This window comes from Bacillus sp. 5mfcol3.1 (assembly GCF_900114335.1).
Lineage (GTDB): Bacteria > Bacillota > Bacilli > Bacillales > Bacillaceae_G > Bacillus_A > Bacillus_A thuringiensis_S.
This window is the reverse complement of the sequence record NZ_FOST01000005.1, coordinates 112443-134256: the sequence shown is the minus strand read 5'-3', so window position 1 is coordinate 134256 and position 21814 is coordinate 112443. Positions and strand designations below refer to the sequence as shown.

Sequence of the window (21814 nt, the reverse complement as noted above, 5' to 3'; positions counted from 1 at the left end):
GACTTATTATTCAGCTGCCATTCCTTTTAACAATACATCTATTGCCTTTTTATAAATACGTTTCAGCTCTTTATAATCTAACTCGTAGTAAAGTACTCCAAGCCCTGATAATAATCCGTTCACAATATACATAAGATCACGAGCATTATCTTCACGGAACTCTCCAGACTGTATACCTGCTTCAATTAATTTCTCAAACATAACATATGATTCTCTAGTTAAAGCTAACAGTTCATCCAGAATCTCTTTACTTACAACTTGGCTCATAGAGAATTCCTCTATTGCATTTGAAATTGGTTGCTGTATGTCCTCTACATGATATTCCGCGAGACCATATAGTTTTTCAGTACTAGTACTATACAACTTCTCTTTTTCATTCCATTTTTCAACCCAATCATACGTATGCTGTTTCACTACAAATAAAAATAATTCTTCTTTACTTTTAAAGTGATAATAAATGCTTCCTTTACTTCGCTCTGTAATTTCACAAATCTCTTCCATAGATGTAGCTGCATAGCCCTTCTGTGAAAATAGACTTTCTGCTTTATATGCAATTTCTTTCTTTATCTCTTCTGCGCTTCTTCTCATATTCACACCTCTTTAAACCGACCGTTCAGTCTAATAATAACAAATCAAAAACCTCTATCGCAAGAGGATATATTCCTTATTTAAGAAAACGTACTTTCAAACCAAGTTCGAATCATATGTATCGTTCCAAATTTAAATGCTAATTTAACAAGAAATACGCCTCCCGCAGCTAATAAAAATAACACTACTTTCCCCTTATTTTTCACTTTCGGTTCCCTTTTCATTTCCATTCCCCTTAGTATATTAAAAATATTAATCAAACGTTTGTTTAACTGTGTTTATGCAATATGTAAGCCAACTAATCAAACGTTTGTTTAAAAAGAAATACGCCTATATAAGGCGCATTTTCATCAATCACCACCGCCACCGCAGCTTCCTCCGCTATCTCCGCCAAAAGACCCTCCACAATCATGTGAGCCACCATCATGCGAGCTATCATTATCAGATCCAGCAAAGAAAAATAATGGTGATGAGCTGTTAGATGAATTATGAATGTTATTTTGTTTTGTAAGATTTACCTTCTTTTTGTTCGATCGAACTGCTGTTACGATTATTCCAACTACAACAAATAATAGTATGACAATAATAAATTCCATATAAAAGCCTCCCTTATTCCTCGAATAATTGAATGGTTCTCTCTAGATTTTCAATTGAAATGAAGCGCGATTCCCGAAGGATCTCTTTTCCATTATAAAATAATAAAATTGTCGGTCCTGTAAATACGGCATATCGCCCCGCAATCTCTTGCATGTCTTGTAGTAATATCTCTATTTTCTCTAAGTAATCATAATTCTCTAATACGCAATTTACTTTTCTTAGCATAACATCACAAACACCACAATTTTCCGTTTTAATAAACAGAAGTACCAATTGTTGTTCTTCGATATAGGTCGCTAATTCTTCTATCGTTTTAAATGTAGTCATCTTATCCCTCTTAGCGTAGTTTACGAAATACTTTGTCTTGATACATACGAAAAGCTGAACTATCTTTAATCTTTCTCTTTTCCATTACCTGCTGAAAACGAAGCGTTTTTACTGTTAACTCTTCTCTTAATTTCTTTCTCTCTTCTTCATCATAACAGCAAGCAATTAGATCCTCTATTTTTAATATATCTTTTTGTAGTTCCATCTCTGGTGGAATCATTCCCGCATTTTTTAAAATTTTATAACTCATTCTAAGTTCTGGAGGTACCATTGAAAGATCTTCTAATTGTAGTGGTTTTCCTTTTCCCGGAAGATAATCAAGATCACCATTCCGTATCGCTTGTCGAATTTTTTCTTCAGCAATGTTCAAAAACACATCCACACCGTTCCCTCCTTTACATATTTTTACTATTATTTTACATGATATTTCCTTATCTTTCTACGTCTTTAATAATTGGCTCCATACAATTTTTTCTCAAATTTATTTATAATGAGCTATTTCCTCCCATACCGACCTTTCGTTTTCATATATAGTTTGTATTCAAGCCTTTTTGTATTGAGAAAGTCTTTTACAACTGAATAAAGCGTTTACACTAAATCTTACATTTGTTACGATTTAATCACCCCCAGCTCCCTTGTATAGACTTCGTGATGTCTGATCATTTTATCTAGACGTTTCATACGTCTAGATTCATTTTGATTTATTGGCGTATGCCTTTAAATATATCTTTTATTTTGAAAGGAGAAATGGCTATGAGGTCTCAAAAATTCACACTGCTATTACTATCTTTACTACTTTTCTTACCTCTTTTTCTCACAAATTTTATTACTCCAAATCTCGCATTAGCAGATTCACCAAAGCAAAGTCAAAAAATTGTTGGGTACTTTCCTTCGTGGGGCGTTTACGGACGTAATTATCAAGTTGCTGACATTGATGCATCAAAACTTACTCACCTTAACTATGCTTTCGCGGATATTTGTTGGAATGGAAAACATGGAAATCCTTCTACCCATCCTGATAATCCAAATAAACAAACGTGGAACTGTAAAGAATCTGGTGTACCATTGCAAAATAAAGAGGTTCCTAATGGTACTCTCGTACTCGGTGAACCATGGGCTGATGTTACCAAATCGTATCCTGGCTCAGGTACAACTTGGGAAGATTGCGATAAATATGCCCGTTGCGGAAATTTCGGAGAACTAAAACGATTAAAAGCTAAATATCCTCACTTAAAAACAATTATTTCCGTTGGTGGCTGGACTTGGTCTAACCGCTTTTCTGATATGGCCGCTGATGAAAAAACAAGAAAAGTATTTGCTGAATCTACAGTAGCTTTTCTTCGCGCATATGGGTTTGATGGCGTAGATTTAGACTGGGAATATCCGGGCGTTGAAACGATTCCTGGTGGTAGTTATCGTCCTGAAGATAAACAAAATTTCACTCTCCTTCTTCAAGACGTCCGAAATGCTTTGAATAAAGCAGGTGCTGAAGATGGCAAACAATATTTACTAACAATCGCGTCAGGTGCAAGCCAACGCTACGCTGATCATACAGAGCTAAAGAAAATTTCTCAAATACTCGATTGGATTAATATTATGACATACGATTTCCACGGTGGATGGGAAGCTACTTCTAATCATAATGCAGCTCTATACAAGGATCCAAATGACCCAGCAGCAAATACGAATTTTTACGTAGATGGTGCTATAAATGTTTATACAAATGAAGGTGTTCCAGTGGATAAACTAGTATTAGGCGTACCTTTTTACGGACGTGGCTGGAAAAGTTGTGGAAAAGAAAATAACGGACAATATCAACCTTGCAAACCAGGTAGTGATGGGAAACTTGCTTCTAAAGGTACTTGGGATGATTATTCTACCGGTGACACAGGTGTGTATGATTACGGTGATTTAGCAGCCAATTACGTTAATAAAAATGGTTTTGTACGCTACTGGAATGACACAGCTAAAGTACCTTACTTATATAATGCGACTACAGGCACATTTATTAGCTACGATGACAATGAATCTATGAAATATAAAACAGACTATATAAAGACGAAGGGTTTAAGTGGAGCAATGTTTTGGGAACTAAGCGGGGATTGCCGTACAAGTCCAAAATATAGTTGTAGTGGTCCAAAATTACTTGATACGCTAGTAAAAGAATTACTTGGTGGACCTATTAGTCAAAAAGATACTGAGCCACCAACAAATGTTAAAAATATTGTAGTTACGAATAAAAATTCAAGCTCAGTTCAATTAAGTTGGACTGCATCCACTGATAACGTAGGCGTTACTGAATACGAAATTACTGCCGGAGAAGAAAAATGGAGTGCAACAACAAATAGCATTACAATTAAAAACTTAAAACCTAATACGGAATACACATTTTCAGTAATTGCCAAAGATGCTGCTGGAAATAAATCACAACCTACCGCTCTTACTGTCAAAACGGATGAAGCTAATACGACACCTCCTGATGGAAATGGCACTGCTACATTTTCAGTCACTTCGAATTGGGGCAGCGGTTATAACTTCTCGATTATAATCAAAAATAATGGAACGAATCCTATTAAAAATTGGAAATTAGAATTTGATTATAGCGGCAATTTAACACAAGTTTGGGATTCTAAAATTAGTAGTAAAACAAATAATCATTATGTAATTACGAACGCAGGATGGAATGGCGAAATTCCTCCTGGTGGATCTATTACAATTGGTGGTGCAGGAACGGGTAATCCTGCCGAACTTTTAAATGCCGTCATTAGCGAAAACTAGACGTAATATCCATTAATTATTTCACTAAAGTTTGAATTTAGGTTCGAGCAAGACTTCCTAAATTCAAACTTTTAATTTTATGAAAAATCAAAAATATCACAATAACCTATTATGATTATATTTAGTTTCTAATATGAAGTTTATATGAAGTTCATTTGAATTTTACATGAATTTCCTTTAATTTCTATTGTCTTCCTATAATATCCACATTATCCTTTACATATAGGAATTATTTTCATTCCGTTTTGAACTATCTATATATATAAAGAAAGATAGTCACCTGTTAGGGAAAGGCTTTCGTATTATTATAAATATAACAAAAGAAAAAGCACGCTTATAAGCGCACCATAAGAGTGCTTCTTCATACAATTCTCATGTAAGAGTTCTCGAAAATCATGTTAATCACAAAGAAAAGGCATTAGCTCATAAAAGCTAATGCCTTTTCTTTATTCATATTGTTCAGCATTCCAATCTTCTATATTCCATACTTTTGTTATCCACGATTCATAGAAAGAAGGTTCATGTGAGACAATTAAAATCGTTCCTTTGTATTGTTGTAACGCTTCCTGTAAAGCCATCTTAGTTTCTACATCCAAATGATTAGTCGGTTCGTCTAAAATTAAAACATTGCTTTTCGTTACGATAAGTTCACATAAACGCACTTTCGTTTGCTCTCCACCGCTTAATAAACGAATAGGTTTTAATACGTGTTCTTCTTTTAATCCACACTTCGCTAATGCTTGGCGCGCTTCTTTCTTTGTCATATCTGGTCGTTGTGCCCAAACTTTCTCTAACGGTGTTATTTCTGAAGCAAACTCTTCCTGTGCAAAATAAGCAGGATTTACTCGGTCCCCAACAAAAATCGAACCGCTTAGCGGCTTTATTTGACCTAATAACGTTTTTAATATTGTCGTTTTTCCAATACCATTCTGACCAACAATAGCTATCTTTTCTCCTTTTTTCACTTGTAAATTCAAGTCTGGAAATAACGGCTCACTATAACCCACTCTTAGTTTCTCAGCCTGTAATATACGACTTACTGGTTCATTATAAACAGTAAAAGCAAAACAGGACTGAGGTACATTATTTACCTTTTCAACCCTTCGCATTTTCTCCAATACTTTCTCTCGACTTTTTGCCTGTTTTGCTTTTCGAATTTTATTTTTTTGAATAAATGTTTCTAACTGAGCAATTTCTTTTTGTTGTTTCACATACGCCGATTGTAATTGTTTCCTTTGCACTTGATAACTTTGTAAAAACTTTTCATAATCCCCTACATATCGCTTAACTTTTCGTTCTTCTAGATGGTAAATGACATTCGTAATATTGTTCAAAAACACTTCGTCATGCGAAATGATAATATAAGCTTTTTCATACAACTTCAAGTACGATTGCAACCATTCTATATGTGCTGTATCTAAATAGTTCGTTGGTTCATCTAGCAATAAAACATCAGCTTTTTCTAGAAGAAGCTTTCCTAGTAATAACTTTGTCCGCTGTCCTCCACTTAACTTTGAAACATCCTTTTCCAATCCTATTTCAAACAGCCCTAAACCAATTGCTACTTCTTCAATTTCTGTATGAATTTGATAGAAATTAGAGTTTTCCAATATAGTTTGTAACTCTCCATACCTTACTAACAATTTTTCTACTTCTACTGCCTCAGTCATCTCTTTTGCAATTTTTAACATTTCGTATTCAATTGCATACAAGTTAGAAAATGCACTTTGCAAGTATCCTTCAATTGTTATCCCTTCTTGTAAATCTATATGCTGCTGCAAAAATCCAACCTTCACATGTGGAAACCATTCAATGTTCCCATCATCATGTATAAGTTCTCCTGTTAAAATTCTTAGCAGTGTTGATTTTCCAATCCCATTTTTCCCTACTAACCCAACATGCTCCCCCTTTAATAATCGAAAGCACGCATTATATAAGATGGTTTTCTCACCATACGAATGACTTAAATTTTCTACTGTTAATATACTCATTTTTTTCTCTCCTTTACTTATCGTCCATAAGCTAAATAGAGAGACCAACAGTATGAAGCCTTATTTAATTATGCATATAAAAATGGGTAAGGTGAATACACCTTACCCATTACATATTATCGTAAAAAAGGATTAAGGTTCTTTACCTGCTGTCTTCAATTTAGCTTAATCTTAAAAAATGGGCAGACTTCTCCCATATCAAGCTAAAACCATTTGAAGAACAGTTGATAAAGTCATTTTATCCTTTCACTCCTTTAACATTTGTTATATTAAGAGTATAAACTACTCTGTTATATTCTATTCTCTATTTTCCCTTTTGTTCCTTCTCCATCTTTTCATATTCTAAAAAAAGCCTCTTAACAGTAATTATACTAAAAACTGTTAAAAGGCTTTTTCTATTTTTTCATATAAGGAGCTAACACACTTAAAATCTCTTCTTTATCCTTTTTTAATTCGAGTGATGTTAACATATCCATCGTTCTCGGTCTAGGTAATTTCACTTGTACCTCGCCAACAATTGACGCTGGTCTTTGAGATAAAATAAATACGCGATCTGAAAGCAAGATTGCCTCATCTAAGTCATGTGTCACCATAACGATTGTTTGCTTCTCTTGATGCCAAGAGTTTAAAAGCCAGCTATGTACTTCCATTTTTGTAAATGCATCTAACTTTCCAAAAGGCTCATCAAGCAGCATAATTGGCTTTTCACATAAATATGTGCGCAGAAAACTAATTCTTTGACGCATACCACCAGACAATTCATCTGGATAATGGTCTGCATATTCATCTAGTTCGAACTGCTTTAATGCTTCCATTCCTTCTGTCAGCCTTTGTTTTTTCGGCTTTCCTTCAATTTCTAACGGAAGAACGATATTTTGCAAAGCTGATCGCCACGGTAGTAATAAATCTTGTTGTGGCATATAACTAACAACATCTTGCTCTTGTACTTGCTTATCTTTATACATTACGTTCCCGCTTGTTGGTTTTTCAACATTTGCAATCATGTTTAATAATGTGCTTTTCCCACAACCACTCGGTCCTACAAAAGAAACAAACTCTCCCTCTTGTATAGAGGCACTAATATTCTCTAATACATTCTTTCCGTCGAAAGATTTCACTATATTTTTTATTTGTAATCCGCTCATTTTTCACTTGGAAGGAATTCATTTGTAAAAGCATCTTTTACATCGATTTTCTTTTTAATAACTTTGTTGTCATATAAGAAATTCATGTAATTCGTCCAAATTTCTTCCTTCTGTACTCCCCATGCTTTCGCATCATCTTGATACTTCGTACTTAACCATTTCTGGCTTTCTTGAACTAAATCTTTATTTACATCTGGAACAGCTTTAATTAGAATATCAGCAGCTTCTTTCGGTTCCTTAATTGCAAAATTATAACCTTCTGTTGTTGCACTCATAAACTTTTTCACAAAGTCTTTATCTTGCTTCGTATGTTTTTCACTCGTAATAATAACAGGACTATAGAAATCAAGCGCTGGATCTAAGTCTTTCACCATAATCGTATTTAACTCTTTTCCTTGGCGCTTCGCTTCAATACCATCCCAACCGTAATAAATCCATTCGAAATCTGCATCACGGCCGATTGATTTAAAGAAATCTGTTTGTCCTAAGATGATTTTTTCAACTTTATTAAAATCAGCTTGATGCTTATCCATAATCGTCTTTAATGTCGCTTCTTCCGCTGGTCCTCCCCAGCCGCCATAACGTTTACTTTCAAAATCTTTCGGTGACGTCATATTATCTTTCTTAAGCGATGCAAACGCTGAAGTGTTATGCTGAATAATCGCTCCTACAGATACAACAGGAATTCCTTCCACACGAGCTAATGTTACATTTTCTTGTGCGCTTATTGCGAAGTCTGCTTTTCCTGATGCTATCATTTGCTCTGCTGTTACATTGTCACCTGGTTGAATAATTTCTACATCTAATCCTTGCTTTTTGTAATAATCTTTCGTTTGCGCTACATACAAGCCAGTATGATTCGTATTTGGAAACCAATCTAATACTACTTTTACTTTTTGATCTTTACTTGCACTTTCTTCTTTCTTCGCCGGATTACATCCAGCCACACCTACCGCTACTAAGGCAGCTAACATAACTTTCAAACCTTTTTTCATTTTCTGCCGTCCTTTCTATATATCCATGGTGCTGTTATTCTTGCCATAAACTCTACGATAAAATACAGGCATAATGTCACTATAACGATGATTGCTGCAACACCAAATACTCGGGCAGTCAAAAAGGATTTTGTAGCCCTCGTAAGCATAACGCCTAATCCTTCACTTGCACCGAGCCATTCTCCGATAATTGCCCCCATTACGCTATATGTAACTGCAATTTTTAAACCGGAGAAAAAGTATGGAAGCACTGCTGGAAATTTTACTTTCTGGTAAACTTGCCATTTTGTCGCCTTCATTGTTTGTAACAGCTTCAACATGTTTTTATCTACTGTTTGAAAACCTTCTAAAATACTAAGCGCAATTGGGAAGAAACAAACGAGTATTACGACCATTACTTTCGGCAACATCCCATATCCAAACCAAATAATAAATAGCGGTGCAAGTACAACAATTGGAATTGTTTGCGAAATAACGAGCAATGGATTTATTAAAATACGAAATAACGGTATAACGTCCATAATAATTGCGATGCTCGTCCCCAATAAAATTGCAAAGAATAGTCCAATTATAACTTCCTGCAGTGTTTGCATCGTATTTGGTAATAGTAAATCTTTCATCCCAATTAATTCTTGAACAATGGCAGAAGGCTTTGGTAAAATCCACGGTTCGATTTTAAATAATGAAACAGATCCTTCCCATATCGCAATGAGAAGGATAAGCCAAATAGTTGTAATAAGTTTAGATTGCTTCTGGTTTTGCATATTCATCACGGTACTTCCAAACCTTTTCATCTATCGTTACACCAGTGCTTGGACGATAATGGATTTTAATAGAAGTAATCACTTCTTCTGCTCCAGCATCGACGCAAGCTTGTTGTGCACGTTTAACGACATCAAGAAGTACATCTAATTCTCCTTCCAAAGTTGTTTCCATTGCCCCTACTTCATAACGAACTCCCGATTGTTGCACAACTTCAATTGCTTTATCGACAACAGAATATACATCTTTCGTTTTCGCTTGTGGTACTACTGAAAATGACATTGTAACTTGTTGTGACATAATAAAATCCCCCTTATAAAATTAGATTTCAAAAATAAGAAAAGGCTTTCCTACTGCGTAGGAAAGCCTTGTATGCAAGTTATTATAGAATAACATATGCTACATCACTTTAAGTAACTCCCTACGCTGGCATTATCCAGATCAGGTTGAGGGTCGATGTTTACTTACATCCTCTCAGCCAATTGGCTCCCCGGTCCTTAATTCGTTTTCATTGTAGCATGATTTATTTTATTGAACAAACAAAAGCATGCATAATCATTTCATTATTTTTGGAAAATATCCAACTTTTTCACCATGAGCTAATAACTGCTGTATAAATTCTTTATTGATTGCTGGTACTATCAATTCTTTTTTCTTAATCCATTCATTCGTTCTACGCGTACCCATTACAATTTCAGATTGCTGCGCTCCATCTCCTGCAACTTGAGAAGCAATTAACTCTGCTATTACTTCATTTTCCTTCGCTAATTCAAGTCCGGTATTTACATATTCTGAAAGTGGAACCATTTCAAGATTGTATCCACACTCTCCAATTAACTGTATAAATTGTTCAAACTCAATTTGATGTGGATGACAAATATGTAACGTCTCTCCTACAATTTGCGAATCTTTTAAATACGATACAATTGATTTACTAGCAAAATCAATTGGTGTGAAATCAACTTTCCACTTCACATTTGGTGCTTTCCCAATTAATAGCATTGTTTTAATAAGACGATAAAATGCGTTTCCTTCAATATTTTGTTGGAACGAACCTGTTTCTGAATGACATGCTAAATTACCTGCACGATAAATATTTCCGCGCAAACCATTTTTCATTGCTTCACGAACAATGTTTTCCGCTTGTAGTTTACTATTTGAATATACATTCTCTAAGTCTACACTGTAATTAAAATCACCAGTTTTCATGTATGTATCCCATTGATCTACCGCTAATTCTAACGGGATACCAATTGTAGAAATAAAATGGAATGTAGCACCTTTCTCCGCTAATGCTAGCATACGGCTAGTTCCTTGGACATTTATATTTTCAAATTGTTTTACATCTCCAAAATGTCTTACATCTGCACCGCAATGAATTATCGTATCCATCTTAGAACTGATGAACATAAATTCTTCTTCGCTCATCCCAAGATACTCTTCCCCCAGATCACCAGCTACGGCCTGTATACGCTGTAACCATTCTTCACATATATCACTAAAGTAGCCTGTTAATGTATCTATAATTCTTTGTTGCACATCTTTGGTTGGTCTTACTAAACAATAAATAGTAGCAGATGTATCTCTCAACAATTCATATAATATGTGTGATCCTAAATAACCAGTAGCTCCTGTTAAAAAGACATTTAAAATCTGGGTTTCTTCCAAAACGTTTGCATACGTAATAGTATCTGGTTCGTGAATCACTTTATATTCACGAAATACTTCTTCTTTCTCTACTTTTACTTCTCGCTCAATTCGAGCTAATCCATATATCGTTCTTTCTTTAAAGAAATCTTGAATTGTTAAATGTGAAAAATCTTCTTTTAACAATGTTAAGACTCGTAATACTTTTAATGAATGTCCACCAATTGTAAAGAAATCATCATGTACTCCAACTTTTGAAATTCCTAATACTTCCGCCCAAGCGCGCGCTATTTGTTTCTCTGCTTTATTAGAAGGTGCAACATATTCTTGTAGACGAACCGGTTCATACTTTTCTTCTAGCTGAGCTAACTTCTTCACATCAATCTTTTTATTAGGTGTAAGTGGCAATTCATTAATATAAATTAGTTTAGATGGCACCATATAATCTGGTAATTGCTCTTGTAACTGATAAACTAATTCTGGTATTTCTTTTTTATTTAAAGTTGTATAGAACGCGATTAAATATTGGCTACCTTCCTTACTCTTCTTAGCAAAAACAGCATTTTCTTTTATATTATGATTTTGAGAAATTTTACTTTGGATTTCTCCTAGTTCAATACGATGTCCTCTAATCTTTACTTGATCATCTTTCCGATGTAAAAATTCTATATTTCCATCCTCTAACAACTTAACAATATCACCTGTTTTATATATATTAACTATAGGATTGAAAGGGTTCTGAATAAAAGCTTCCATTGTTTTATTAGGCTTATTAAAATACCCTTTTGCTAATCCTACTGAATCTATATATAATTCACCAGGTACACCAATTGGACAAAGATTCATATTCTCATCCAAAATCATAACTTGATAATTAGCACATGGTTTACCAATGGGAATACTCGCAACATCCTCATTTAACTGACTAGGTATTTTATAGGTTGTCGTCACTACAGTACATTCTGTCGGTCCGTATACATTATGAATTTCAACATTTGTACCTATTCTTTCTCTCCACAATTTAATAACCTCTACAGGCAACATTTCACCGCCAATCGCAATTCTTTTTAGGGAAGCTAGCTTATATATATCTTCTTCTGCTAAATAAGTTGCTACTTGTCGAACAAAAATTGTTGCTAATGCCAAGATCGAAGTTGCTTTCACTTTATAGATTGCATTTGCAAATGCTTCTACAGACAATCGCTCTTCCTCTAATAATACATACAAATTTCCTCCGCAGAATAAAGAAGCAAATGACTCCCATACAGAAGCATCGAAACTAAAGGAAGGAAATTGGGCAAATACATCCTCTTCTGTCAATTCATATTGCTTTTGCATCCAAGTGTACAGATTAACAACGCCTCTATGTGCTAACATCGTTCCCTTTGGATTCCCTGTTGAACCAGATGTATAAATCATATAAGCTACATCATCACAATGAATAGACAACCTTACATCTATATCTTCACAAGTTTCACTATCATACATTGAAACTGTTTGAACCCCATCACATGTTATAGGCGTCTCTTTCATCAATATAACTTTCGCTTGGCTATCTTGAATAATGTACTGTATTCTACTTTCCGGATAATCTGGATCAATCGGAACATACGCTGCACCAGCTTTTAATATAGCTACCATACTTACTACTGTGTCTATGCTACGTTTCATAAATATTCCAACATAGTCTCCTAATTGGACGCCATTTTTAATTAACATATGAGCTATTTGATTACTTTTTTTATTTAGCTCCTCATAAGTTAAAGTACCTTCCCTTGAAGATAAAGCTATACGATTTGGAAATTGAGTAACAGTATTATAGAACATATCGACGATACTTTTCTCAGGATATACTGCTGTCGTATCATTCACTTGACTATAAAGTGCCATCTCGGCCTCTGTAATAATATTAAAATTTTTTATATAATTATTCTTATTTTGTGATGTACCAATTAAAACACCTTGTATTTGTTGTGCATAACGAGTAATCGTTGTTTCCTTCCAATTAACACTATTAAATATTATTTCTACACTTTGCATATTTTTACTAAATACAAATTGTAATGTATTCGTGTCTTGTAGCTCATAATATGTTTCACCAATAATAATAGGTGACATTTCATATAATGTATTACCGTTTTGAAACTCTTCTATTTCTTCCTCATTCATTTCTTTAATTTGTTCCAGTTGCTCTTCAATCTGTAAATTCAAACTTTCATAGGAGAGAAAATTAGAAACTTCAATAGTAATCGGAAATAAACTTCCTCTTACATGATAAAGCACGACAATATGTTTTTCTTTAGAAATATGATATAACCACGTTGCAGTCGCTCCTATTAAATCTACAATGTGAGTCAAATTTGGAAATAGTTCAGTTTTCCTTTTTATCCTAAGTTCCGTTCCTTGCACATCTTTAGGTATTTTAATACTTCCTTCTACTTTCCCTAAAAATTCTTTTACCATCTCATTATAAGAAATTGCTAATTTCATATTTATGTAAATTCCTCTCTTAAATATAATAAAGGTGTGAAAATTCACACCTTTTTCATCCCTTATTAACGGGCAGATTCGTTCAATTCATAATCAATAGCGGAGATATCCCCTTTGATTAGAATTGAACTTTCTCCTTATTCGCTTTTAAACTCACCAATAAGCTCTTGTAATTCCTGAGAAAGCCAACTTAAAGAAGTCGCTAATTCTGCAATATCTTGTACTGATATTTCTTGCTCTTTCATGCTTTCTTCAACATTACTACTGCTGTTGGCATAAGTGTTTGCAATATGTGATAATTCATTTACGACTTGAACGATATTCTGGCTATTTTGTAAAATGTCACTCGAATTACCCGAAACAGCTTTTACTTGATCTGTAACAGATTGCGCTGATTTGGAGATTTTTTCAAAGAAATCTCCACTACTTTGAACAAGTGAAATTCCAGTTTCTACTTCTTTTGAACCTTTTTGCATTGAAACTACAGCATCTTCTGTCTCAGCTTGTGTTTCACCAATTAATTTCGCTATATCTTTAGCAGACGCTTCCGTTTGTTCTGCTAATTTTCGTACTTCATCAGCAACAACTGCAAACCCTCTCCCAGCTGCTCCAGCACGTGAAGCCTCAATAGAAGCATTTAAAGCTAATAAATTTGTTTGATTTGAAATACCTGTAATTACAGTTACGATATCACTAATTTCTTTTGACCTTGTTTCTAACGAATAAATGATGGAAGATAAATCTTGTACTGCATTTTGAATTAAACTCATTTGATTAATAATTTGTCCAATCACTTCATTACCTTCAATTGAATGTTGCTCCATACCTTCAGAAGCAACCGCAACTTGTTTTGCAGCCCCAGTTATTTCTTCTACCTTATCTTCCATTCCATGTACAATTCCTAAACATTGTTGTACTGAAGTTTTTTGAGACTGTGCCCCTACTCTTAAACCTTCAATAGAACTTGCAATCTCTTGAACTGCCATGCTGTTTTCCTCTGTACTCGCCGACAATTCTTGTGAAGAAGAAGAAACTTGCTCAGCAGTTTGCCTTACTTTATCTATAATCCCTTTAAATTTTTCAATCGTGTTATTGAAATAAACATTAATAATTCCAATGTCATCTGGTCTTTCTTTTAATTTAATACTTAAGTCACCTTCACCAATTTTACGTAACCCTTCTCGTAAATCTTTTAATGGAGCTAACGAGTGACGCACGATAAAGAATTGAGTAATAGTCGCAATTGCTAATGAAATAATGATAAAGAGTAAGCCCTGTATCATAAACTTCTCTTTTGTAATAGGAACAATGGAAGCATCTAAGTCAGCCGCAATAATTGCAACAATATTATTTTCTCCATCTGTAATTGGTTCTAATATTGTCACCCACGAACCTATTTCATCTTCATATACTTCTGTCATTTGGGCCTTTTTCGTATCAATGACTTTATCGTATGCCTTCATCCAATGAGCGGGTTGTTCATAATAATCTCCCGGCTTTATAGGGAACGCTTTTGTTAACTCTGTAGTCAAACCAACGAGTTGTAATTCTCGCTTTTCATTCGGCTTTGCTCCTGTAACATACGTTTGTCCAACACTTTTCAATTCTTTTGACACTTCATCTAATTTCTCTGTTAACTTTTCTTTTTTCACTTTTTCGGCTGTAGGATCTTTCGCCATGTCTCTAACTAATTCTACATCCAATTTTTTCAATACTATTTCTCCTGTTTCAATAGACTGCCTTTCAAATAAAGACATCATACTATTTTGAAACATGTTGAAACTTAGTGCACCCATACTTCCAACAAGTGTCAAAATAACTAATACGGTTAATAAGACGTTCTTTTGAAGGAACGATAACTTATGCCAATATTTTTTCATTAATATCCACCTTCCTTAATTAACATAAACAAAAAAAACAAAATATATGAATATTTTGTTTGAAAATGTTTCTCAATATGTTCGAGAATAAAAAAAAGCCAATGTAAAAGCATTGGCCAAGACCAACCCTATCCGTCCGGTAACTGGCTAGCGTAGCCTTTCGACCTTAGCTCCTGTAGTTTTGCGTCCTCATGTTTCCATCAGTTTGCCTTTCTCGCTGAACGAGTTGAACGATATGGGAGTTCTATGAGAATTAATTTATTCTCTTTCAAAGATTACAACATATAAATCAAAATGTCTACTTATTTAGAGATATAAATACAAATTTTTAATGCATTGCTTTTTCAAAATAATTTCAAAAAGTACGTGAATGTTACTTTTTTTGTGTTATATAATAAAAAATGTATAAACAACAAGGATTTCTTCGGGTATTTATTTAATTTTCATTCAAATTAAACTATTCGAATATATCTTAACTAATGAATTTCGGAGGTAGTTTATCATGTTTTGGCTACAATTTCTTACCTTGTTACTCTGTATTTTTATTGGTGCACGCCTAGGCGGAGTTGGTTTAGGAGTAATGGGTGGAGTTGGTATGGCAATACTCGTTTTTGTCTTCCACTTACAACCAACCGCGCCTCCTATCGATGTAATGCTTATGATTTTGGCAGTAATTACAGCTGCTGGTGCTTTGCAAGCTGCTGGAGGAATGGACTATCTTGTTCATCTAGCTGAAAAGGCATTACGAAAAAATCCAAAGCGTATTACTTTTTTTGCTCCAATTGTTACTTATTTATTCACACTATGTGCAGGCACTGGTCACGTTGCCTATTCTGTACTTCCTGTTATTGCAGAAGTCTCTCGTGAATCAGGGATTAGACCGGAACGCCCAATGTCGATTGCCGTAATCGCTTCTCAACAAGCAATTACAGCTAGTCCAATTTCAGCTGCCACAGTTGCTCTTTTAGCAATGTTAGCTGACTATAAAATCACTTTATTAGATATTTTAAAAGTGAGTATTCCTTCTACTTTCATTGCTTGTATGTTAGCAGCATTCGTTGCTAGAAAGATGGGAAAAGAATTAAATGAAGACCCTGAATACTTGAAACGATTAAAAGAAGGAATGATTCCTAAGCTTGAAGAGAAAAAAGAATTTGTAGGTATAAAGGGCGCTAAATTATCAGTTATCCTTTTCCTAGTAGGAACCTTCCTTGTTGTACTTCTTGGTTCATTTGAAACAATTCGCCCAGGATGGATAGTTGATGGAAAGTTAGCTCGTCTTTCCATGCCGAACACAATTGAGATGGTTATGTTAACTATCGCGGCTCTTATTATTATTTTCTGTAAACCAAATGTAGAAAGCATTGTGTCTGGTAACGTCTTTAAAGCAGGAGCAACAGCAGTTGTTGCTATTTTCGGTATCGCTTGGATGGGAGATACTTTCTTTAATGGAAACTTAAATATGATTCAAGGATCTATTCAGCATTTAGTAACAAGTGCACCTTGGCTATTTGCCATCGCACTATTCATTCTATCTATTTTACTGTACAGCCAAGCAGCAACAGTACGTGCCTTAATGCCACTTGGACTATCCCTTGGTATTTCACCAGCACTACTGATTGCAATGTTCCCTGCAGTAAACGGATATTTCTTCATTCCAAACTATGGAACAATCGTTGCTGCCATTAACTTTGACCGTACCGGTACAACAGGTATTGGTAAATACGTATTAAATCATAGCTTTATGATTCCAGGCTTAATTGCAACATTTACTTCTATCGGAATTGGAATGCTCTTAATTTCAATTATGTTTTAAAGAAAAAGCACAAACCTTTATTTAAAAAGGTTTGTGCTTTTTTAATCAAACGTTTGTTTAAATTTTTTGGGCAGTCTACTTCTCGATGTAGCACTTAAAATACTACATGTCCTTTTCTACAAACTTCTCTTTACTTCTTCAGCTAATTTTCTCGTACTTTCATATGCAGATTCAGCTAAACTAATTGCTGAAACAACTGAAATACCATCCGCACCCGCTTCTATAACTGCCGCTGTATTTTCAATTGTAATCCCACCAATACCAACGATTGGCACTGTAATTCCTTGTTCTCTAAAATAAGCTAATCCTTTCGTTCCTTGAACCGCTTTCGTATCTTTTTTCGTACTCGTTGGGAAAATAGGTCCAACGCCTAAATAATCTGCTCCGTTTTCGATTGCAAAGCGTGCTTCTTCAATTGTATGGGCAGATACGCCGATAATTTTATCTCCCATTTTTTCACGAACAGATGTAATTCCTTCATCATCTTGTCCTACATGAACACCATCTGCATCTAATTCAATGGCTAATTCTACATCATCATTTACAATGAAAGGAACACTATATTCCTTACAAAGCGTCTGCAATTCTTTTGCAAAGCGCACTCTATCTCCTCCGATTAAAGAACCTTCCCCCTTCTCGCGAAACTGAAAAAGTGTCACTCCACCATCTAACGCTTCTTTCAATACAGCTAAAGGATCCCTCGTGCAGTTATTGCTTCCCATAATAAAATACACTTGCAATAGGTTAGACATTTTCTTTGTTTCAATGCGCATCATGTGTTTCATCCCCCTTACTCTAACTCCTCAATCTTCCCATATTTCTCTATATCAGCTGAAGTTGTATTCGCTAATTGATTTAAAAATTCAATTTGGAAACTACCTGGCCCTTTTTCTACTGTTTTAGCAGCTGCCAGTTCCGAAGCTACACCATAAAACGTTAATGCTGCTACAGTTGCCTTTACATAATCTTTTTCAACTGCTACAAATGCTCCTATTACTGAAGTTAGTAAACACCCTGTTCCCGTAACTTTCGTTAAAATAGGGTGACCGTTTCGAATAAGAACAGTTCGCTCTCCATCTGTAACAACATCTTCTTTTCCAGTAATGACCGCAACTGTATTCAATTCGTCTGCTGCCTGCCTTGCAATGCTTACAACATTGCCCTTTCCAGTACCAGCGTCTACCCCTTTAATTTCCCATTTCTCATTAATAACATTTGCTATTTCAGCTGCATTTCCGCGGATAATTGCTAAATCGATTTCAGCCGGAATATGTCTCGCAACTTCTGTTCGATACGAAGTTGCTCCTGCACCAACTGGATCAAATAGTACTGGCACATTGTTCGTATTTGCTGATTTACCCGCGAGTAGCATAGCTTCTACTTCTTCAGGACGAAGTGTCCCCATATTTAATACTAACGCTCCAGCAATGCTAGCCATTTCTGCTACTTCTTCTTTTGCATACGCCATTACAGGCGATGCCCCAAGTGCCAACAAACCGTTAGCAGTAAAATTTGTTACAACAACATTTGTAATATTATGAACAAGCGGATTAGATTCTCTCACCAAATCCACTACTTTACTAATTTCTTTCATATTCATCCTTTTCATCTCCTAACTATAATGATGGGAGATACACAAAAAGACACTTTGCGCGTACGCAAAGTGCCTGAACATGTGCTTTTACACTCTCCCTACGCTGGCATTATCCAACAGGTTCAAATGGTCAATGACGGACTAGTAGCCATACTCTCAGTTTGTATCCACAAACTCCCATGTGTTTCTTATTCATCTACTTCAAAGTCTACTCTTATTCTAGTAAAATAACAAGTTCTTTACTTTTCCATATAAAGTGAAACTTTAATCAGTGGGGGCATCCCCCACTGATTATTAGCCTTCACCAATCGGGCGTTTACGGCAGCCCGACCCCCGCCTAACTTCTTTGCTCCATCCAAGTTATATAGAAGATAAATGAAGTACACACCATCGAAGAAGTTAACAATTTCATTTCGTTAATACAAATTTATCTATTCAATTAAAAAGATAAAAAAATTACTCTTAAATATATTAAACTTTTGAAGTTACAATTTGTATTTACATAACAAAATAAGAGACTTACTGTAATTTCGTTGTAAGTCTCTTCATCTTGCTCCCCTATCGGTGTAATTTAGTAAAAAATATGAATCTGAATCATAATAAATTAAATTATATAACTTCTATCAACTAATAGCGGAGATAAATATGTTTCCAATAATGCAGCAACAAATAAAAGTACTAGATCTATGACTAGTAAAATCAAAATTTTTTTCCCTAATATGATAAAAGAATTTTTACTAAGTTCTTTTTTTCTAATTATATTAATAATGGATACCGCTACATATACACCTATTGTTGCAGTAAAAAACATATTTATGATCTCAATTATTCCATGGCCTGCAAAATAAGATGCTGCTGTTTTCAAAGACGTTCTCTCTATCAAGCTATGGAAAGAAAAACCTAAGTAAAAAAACTGTTCAAATAAAAAAATTAAAGAAAAAAAGCCAAAACTAATAATCGAGAAAATTATTGTAAACAAATGAATTTCTAAATTATTACTAAAAATTGTAATGAAAGAGGGCTTTAAATTAGGACTAAACTGTTCATTAGGCAGCAATAAAAACCCCAGAAAGAAAAATAAACTCCCTATAACTGAACAAGCAATAAAACAAAGGATAAATAATTTAGGTTTCACAGTTATCACTCTCCAAAATTAATTTATTCAATCGCTCATCCCTTTTTAAAATTATTTTTCCATCCGAAAAATTTGCTAAATCAACATCTGTTGAATGAGTGGCATAAATTAAAATTGATCTATTTTGAATTATGTAATCCTTTAAATAATCCAAAGTAACTTTCCTTGACCTAATGTCAAAATTAACAAAAGGTTCATCAAGAAGAATTAAGCTAGGTGAAGCTAGAAGAGCCAATATTAATGACAGCTTTTGTCTAGTTCCCAAAGATAATTCACGTGTATATGTATTTTGATATTTATCAAGCCCAATCTCTTGAATCAAATGTTCTAAAGACGAATCTAATCTAGTTCTATTAATAAAAGATAGTACCATATCTATTGTTTCCGAAGGCGTTAAATATTCGTATAAGAACGGTGTATTACCAATTAATGAGACATTTGCAATATACTCTTTAAAATCGTTCTTTAATGAAGATTTCTTTAATATAACTTCCCCATCAAACTTTGTCATTCCACCAATTATATTCAATAAAGTTGATTTTCCTATCCCATTTTTACCAACTAACTCTAAAATCTTCATTTCATCTACCTTTAAATTTACTCCATCAAAAATATAAGTTGATTCACCATATTTTTTTTTTATATTTATTAATTCCAGCATATTTTACCTCTCTTTTTTTAGGAAATTATAAAATACCAAATAAATAGAATAAACGATAAAAAAGCCCATTACAGGATATAAATTCCCTAGCTTCATTGAATAAACAGCCACAAGACTACATGTTACAAATGGTAAACCTAAAACTAACAAATCTTCAATAGGATTAAAAAAGTACATAAAGAAATTATTTTTTATATCTTCTATTGATAATTTTTTAAAGCGGTATACTCTTTTAGTTATGATTTTTATTGAGTAGAAGTAAATAATTGTTGAACCAAAAATAGTAATACCTGTAAACAATGAAGTTCCATAAAACATAAATGCACCAATATAATAACTAATTAGAATTACTATAAGCTTTCTTGACAGAAATTTGGAAAGTAAATCCTCAAAATATGTTTTCTTATCAAACTTCCTTATATAATAAAAATCACTCAAGTTAGAAGTTTGTAACATTTTTGAGCTATTTATAATTCCTTGAGATAGAAAACTAAGAATCGCACTTTCAACAGCTAAATAAACGGAAATTATAATAATTTTATTAATGCTAAAATAAAAATTTAAAATGCCGATTATCAATAGTGAAGCTATTGCAAACAGATAAGTATAAAATATATGTAAAAAGAAAGTTCTATTTTGGCAAGATCGAGCTAACGCCATTCGATACTTATCCAACTGCTTGCCGTTTTGATACTTGATTATATGCTCTTTCTTTTTCGTATAGTTTGGTCCATGAATAAAGAAAAAGATAACCTGATGATTACTCCATAAAAATTTTGATAGAATAATCGCTGAAACTATTACTATCACCAAGCATTCATATATAAATATTGTTATGTAACTAAACTGCAGCTCAACCATAAAAATGATACTAAAAATACAATAAAAAAGAATTTTTGTTCCAAATGTCCGTAGCAATTTTTCTATGATAAGTAATTTAAAATTATTGTTTTGAGCCTTATGCATCCATTGAGAAATATTCTCAATTTCTTCTGAATCATAATCATCATTATTAATATCTGTCATCAAAATTGTTAAAAAAAGATAGACAGTCGCACTATAAAAGGGATTTATAGACGAACGAAAATAATGCATTAATTCATAAACAAAGATTGGTGCCAAAATTGAAACAAATGTAATACATATATTTATATTATAAAAAAAAGATAGCAATAATTTTTTATCGCCATCGGCAAATTTGTTTAAAAAATCCCCAAATAAAACTTCCATATTTGCAAATGCTTTTCTTTTTTTCATCAATCTTTTAAATTTAAAGTATTTCATCCGCTTTAATTTCCTAATAAATTTATAACAGTTTTTATCAAACTATATGCCGCTACTACACCAAATAAAATCGATACTACTAACATTACTTTCATCTTAAACTTAAAATTCTTTTCCATCTATT

Annotated in this window: 19 protein-coding genes and 3 riboswitches; of the genes, 2 read left to right on the top strand and 17 right to left on the bottom strand. The window is 33.8% G+C overall.

What is annotated here, in order from left to right; translation table 11 throughout:
- Positions 1 to 6 precede the first annotated feature (6 nt).
- From BM089_RS23330 to BM089_RS23310, 5 genes are all read right to left on the bottom strand, one after another.
- Positions 7 to 588, bottom strand: coding sequence for a TetR/AcrR family transcriptional regulator (locus tag BM089_RS23330; protein WP_001254447.1), 582 nt, complete (start codon positions 586 to 588; stop codon positions 7 to 9).
- A gap of 80 nt (positions 589 to 668) precedes the next feature.
- Entirely contained in the window at positions 669 to 812 is a 144-nt protein-coding gene (locus BM089_RS23325) for a hypothetical protein (protein ID WP_000817981.1), read from the bottom strand.
- 126 nt (positions 813 to 938) lie between these two features.
- Positions 939 to 1184: a hypothetical protein gene (locus BM089_RS23320; protein ID WP_000394364.1), complete on the bottom strand. Its 246-nt coding sequence runs from the start codon at positions 1182 to 1184 to the stop codon at positions 939 to 941.
- 13 nt (positions 1185 to 1197) lie between these two features.
- Positions 1198 to 1512, bottom strand: coding sequence for a thioredoxin family protein (locus BM089_RS23315; protein ID WP_071714727.1), 315 nt, complete (start codon positions 1510 to 1512; stop codon positions 1198 to 1200).
- Positions 1513 to 1522: 10 nt separating this feature from the next.
- Complete coding sequence (locus tag BM089_RS23310) at positions 1523 to 1894, bottom strand: DnaJ family domain-containing protein (protein WP_000382378.1); 372 nt, start codon at positions 1892 to 1894, stop codon at positions 1523 to 1525.
- A 371-nt stretch (positions 1895 to 2265) separates the two neighbouring features.
- On the opposite strand from BM089_RS23310, the gene BM089_RS23300 reads away from it, so the two are divergent.
- Entirely contained in the window at positions 2266 to 4290 is a 2025-nt protein-coding gene (locus BM089_RS23300) for a glycosyl hydrolase family 18 protein (protein WP_090978236.1), read from the top strand.
- A gap of 446 nt (positions 4291 to 4736) precedes the next feature.
- On the opposite strand, the gene BM089_RS23295 is transcribed toward BM089_RS23300, so the two are convergent.
- The 7 genes from BM089_RS23295 to BM089_RS23265 form a co-directional block, all read right to left on the bottom strand.
- Positions 4737 to 6281: an ABC-F family ATP-binding cassette domain-containing protein gene (locus BM089_RS23295; RefSeq protein WP_064532160.1), complete on the bottom strand. Its 1545-nt coding sequence runs from the start codon at positions 6279 to 6281 to the stop codon at positions 4737 to 4739.
- A gap of 395 nt (positions 6282 to 6676) precedes the next feature.
- Entirely contained in the window at positions 6677 to 7426 is a 750-nt protein-coding gene (locus BM089_RS23290) for an ABC transporter ATP-binding protein (protein WP_000016079.1), read from the bottom strand.
- Positions 7423 to 8421, bottom strand: a complete 999-nt coding sequence (locus BM089_RS23285) for an ABC transporter substrate-binding protein (RefSeq protein ID WP_090978234.1) — start codon at positions 8419 to 8421, stop codon at positions 7423 to 7425. The genes BM089_RS23290 and BM089_RS23285 overlap by 4 nt, the downstream gene beginning before the upstream one ends.
- Positions 8418 to 9191 carry an ABC transporter permease gene (locus BM089_RS23280; RefSeq protein WP_001057164.1) on the bottom strand — a complete coding sequence of 258 codons (774 nt, stop codon included), beginning with the start codon at positions 9189 to 9191 and terminating at the stop codon, positions 8418 to 8420. The genes BM089_RS23285 and BM089_RS23280 overlap by 4 nt, the downstream gene beginning before the upstream one ends.
- Positions 9163 to 9483 carry an MTH1187 family thiamine-binding protein gene (locus tag BM089_RS23275; RefSeq protein ID WP_000082906.1) on the bottom strand — a complete coding sequence of 107 codons (321 nt, stop codon included), beginning with the start codon at positions 9481 to 9483 and terminating at the stop codon, positions 9163 to 9165. The genes BM089_RS23280 and BM089_RS23275 overlap by 29 nt, the downstream gene beginning before the upstream one ends.
- Before the next feature lie 101 nt (positions 9484 to 9584).
- A riboswitch (TPP riboswitch) is annotated at positions 9585 to 9686 on the bottom strand.
- Between the two features lie 52 nt (positions 9687 to 9738).
- A complete protein-coding gene (locus BM089_RS23270; RefSeq protein WP_090978232.1) occupies positions 9739 to 13320 on the bottom strand; it encodes a non-ribosomal peptide synthetase family protein in 3582 nt (1193 codons plus the stop codon).
- Positions 13321 to 13457: 137 nt separating this feature from the next.
- The gene (locus tag BM089_RS23265; protein ID WP_090978230.1) at positions 13458 to 15200 is read right to left on the bottom strand and encodes a methyl-accepting chemotaxis protein; all 1743 of its coding nucleotides are present in this window, start codon (positions 15198 to 15200) and stop codon (positions 13458 to 13460) included.
- Positions 15201 to 15335: 135 nt separating this feature from the next.
- A riboswitch (cyclic di-GMP riboswitch) is annotated at positions 15336 to 15420 on the bottom strand.
- 282 nt (positions 15421 to 15702) lie between these two features.
- Between BM089_RS23265 and BM089_RS23260 the strand changes: the two genes are divergently transcribed.
- Positions 15703 to 17016 (top strand): anaerobic C4-dicarboxylate transporter family protein, encoded by a 1314-nt coding sequence (locus BM089_RS23260; RefSeq protein WP_090978228.1) that lies wholly within the window; start codon positions 15703 to 15705, stop codon positions 17014 to 17016.
- A gap of 116 nt (positions 17017 to 17132) precedes the next feature.
- Here the strand turns inward: BM089_RS23260 and thiE are convergent, their stop codons facing one another.
- The 5 genes from thiE to BM089_RS23235 all read right to left on the bottom strand — a co-directional run bounded on the left by thiE (position 17133) and on the right by BM089_RS23235 (position 21690).
- The gene (thiE, locus tag BM089_RS23255; protein ID WP_139213321.1) at positions 17133 to 17792 is read right to left on the bottom strand and encodes a thiamine phosphate synthase; all 660 of its coding nucleotides are present in this window, start codon (positions 17790 to 17792) and stop codon (positions 17133 to 17135) included.
- Positions 17793 to 17806: 14 nt separating this feature from the next.
- Positions 17807 to 18616: a hydroxyethylthiazole kinase gene (gene thiM / locus BM089_RS23250; protein WP_090978224.1), complete on the bottom strand. Its 810-nt coding sequence runs from the start codon at positions 18614 to 18616 to the stop codon at positions 17807 to 17809.
- 72 nt (positions 18617 to 18688) lie between these two features.
- A riboswitch (TPP riboswitch) is annotated at positions 18689 to 18801 on the bottom strand.
- Between the two features lie 413 nt (positions 18802 to 19214).
- Positions 19215 to 19745 carry a stage II sporulation protein M gene (locus BM089_RS23245; RefSeq protein WP_090978222.1) on the bottom strand — a complete coding sequence of 177 codons (531 nt, stop codon included), beginning with the start codon at positions 19743 to 19745 and terminating at the stop codon, positions 19215 to 19217.
- Positions 19735 to 20406: an ABC transporter ATP-binding protein gene (locus BM089_RS23240; RefSeq protein WP_090978220.1), complete on the bottom strand. Its 672-nt coding sequence runs from the start codon at positions 20404 to 20406 to the stop codon at positions 19735 to 19737. The genes BM089_RS23245 and BM089_RS23240 overlap by 11 nt, the downstream gene beginning before the upstream one ends.
- Before the next feature lie 3 nt (positions 20407 to 20409).
- A complete protein-coding gene (locus BM089_RS23235; protein WP_090978218.1) occupies positions 20410 to 21690 on the bottom strand; it encodes a sugar transporter in 1281 nt (426 codons plus the stop codon).
- Positions 21691 to 21814: the final 124 nt, after the last annotated feature.

Excerpts from the sequence above, each read along its gene's own strand:
- BM089_RS23330 (WP_001254447.1), bottom strand. The coding sequence starts at position 588 with ATGAGAAGAAGCGCAGAAGAGATAAAGAAAGAAATTGCATATAAAGCA.
- BM089_RS23325 (WP_000817981.1), bottom strand. The coding sequence starts at position 812 with ATGAAAAGGGAACCGAAAGTGAAAAATAAGGGGAAAGTAGTGTTATTT.
- BM089_RS23320 (WP_000394364.1), bottom strand. The coding sequence starts at position 1,184 with ATGGAATTTATTATTGTCATACTATTATTTGTTGTAGTTGGAATAATC.
- BM089_RS23315 (WP_071714727.1), bottom strand. The coding sequence starts at position 1,512 with ATGACTACATTTAAAACGATAGAAGAATTAGCGACCTATATCGAAGAA.
- BM089_RS23300 (WP_090978236.1), top strand. The coding sequence starts at position 2,266 with ATGAGGTCTCAAAAATTCACACTGCTATTACTATCTTTACTACTTTTC.
- BM089_RS23295 (WP_064532160.1), bottom strand. The coding sequence starts at position 6,281 with ATGAGTATATTAACAGTAGAAAATTTAAGTCATTCGTATGGTGAGAAA.
- BM089_RS23290 (WP_000016079.1), bottom strand. The coding sequence starts at position 7,426 with ATGAGCGGATTACAAATAAAAAATATAGTGAAATCTTTCGACGGAAAG.
- BM089_RS23285 (WP_090978234.1), bottom strand. The coding sequence starts at position 8,421 with ATGAAAAAAGGTTTGAAAGTTATGTTAGCTGCCTTAGTAGCGGTAGGT.
- BM089_RS23280 (WP_001057164.1), bottom strand. The coding sequence starts at position 9,191 with ATGAATATGCAAAACCAGAAGCAATCTAAACTTATTACAACTATTTGG.
- BM089_RS23275 (WP_000082906.1), bottom strand. The coding sequence starts at position 9,483 with ATGTCACAACAAGTTACAATGTCATTTTCAGTAGTACCACAAGCGAAA.
- BM089_RS23270 (WP_090978232.1), bottom strand. The coding sequence starts at position 13,320 with ATGAAATTAGCAATTTCTTATAATGAGATGGTAAAAGAATTTTTAGGG.
- BM089_RS23265 (WP_090978230.1), bottom strand. The coding sequence starts at position 15,200 with ATGAAAAAATATTGGCATAAGTTATCGTTCCTTCAAAAGAACGTCTTA.
- BM089_RS23260 (WP_090978228.1), top strand. The coding sequence starts at position 15,703 with ATGTTTTGGCTACAATTTCTTACCTTGTTACTCTGTATTTTTATTGGT.
- thiE (WP_139213321.1), bottom strand. The coding sequence starts at position 17,792 with ATGATGCGCATTGAAACAAAGAAAATGTCTAACCTATTGCAAGTGTAT.
- thiM (WP_090978224.1), bottom strand. The coding sequence starts at position 18,616 with ATGAATATGAAAGAAATTAGTAAAGTAGTGGATTTGGTGAGAGAATCT.
- BM089_RS23240 (WP_090978220.1), bottom strand. The coding sequence starts at position 20,406 with ATGCTGGAATTAATAAATATAAAAAAAAAATATGGTGAATCAACTTAT.
- BM089_RS23235 (WP_090978218.1), bottom strand. The coding sequence starts at position 21,690 with ATGAAATACTTTAAATTTAAAAGATTGATGAAAAAAAGAAAAGCATTT.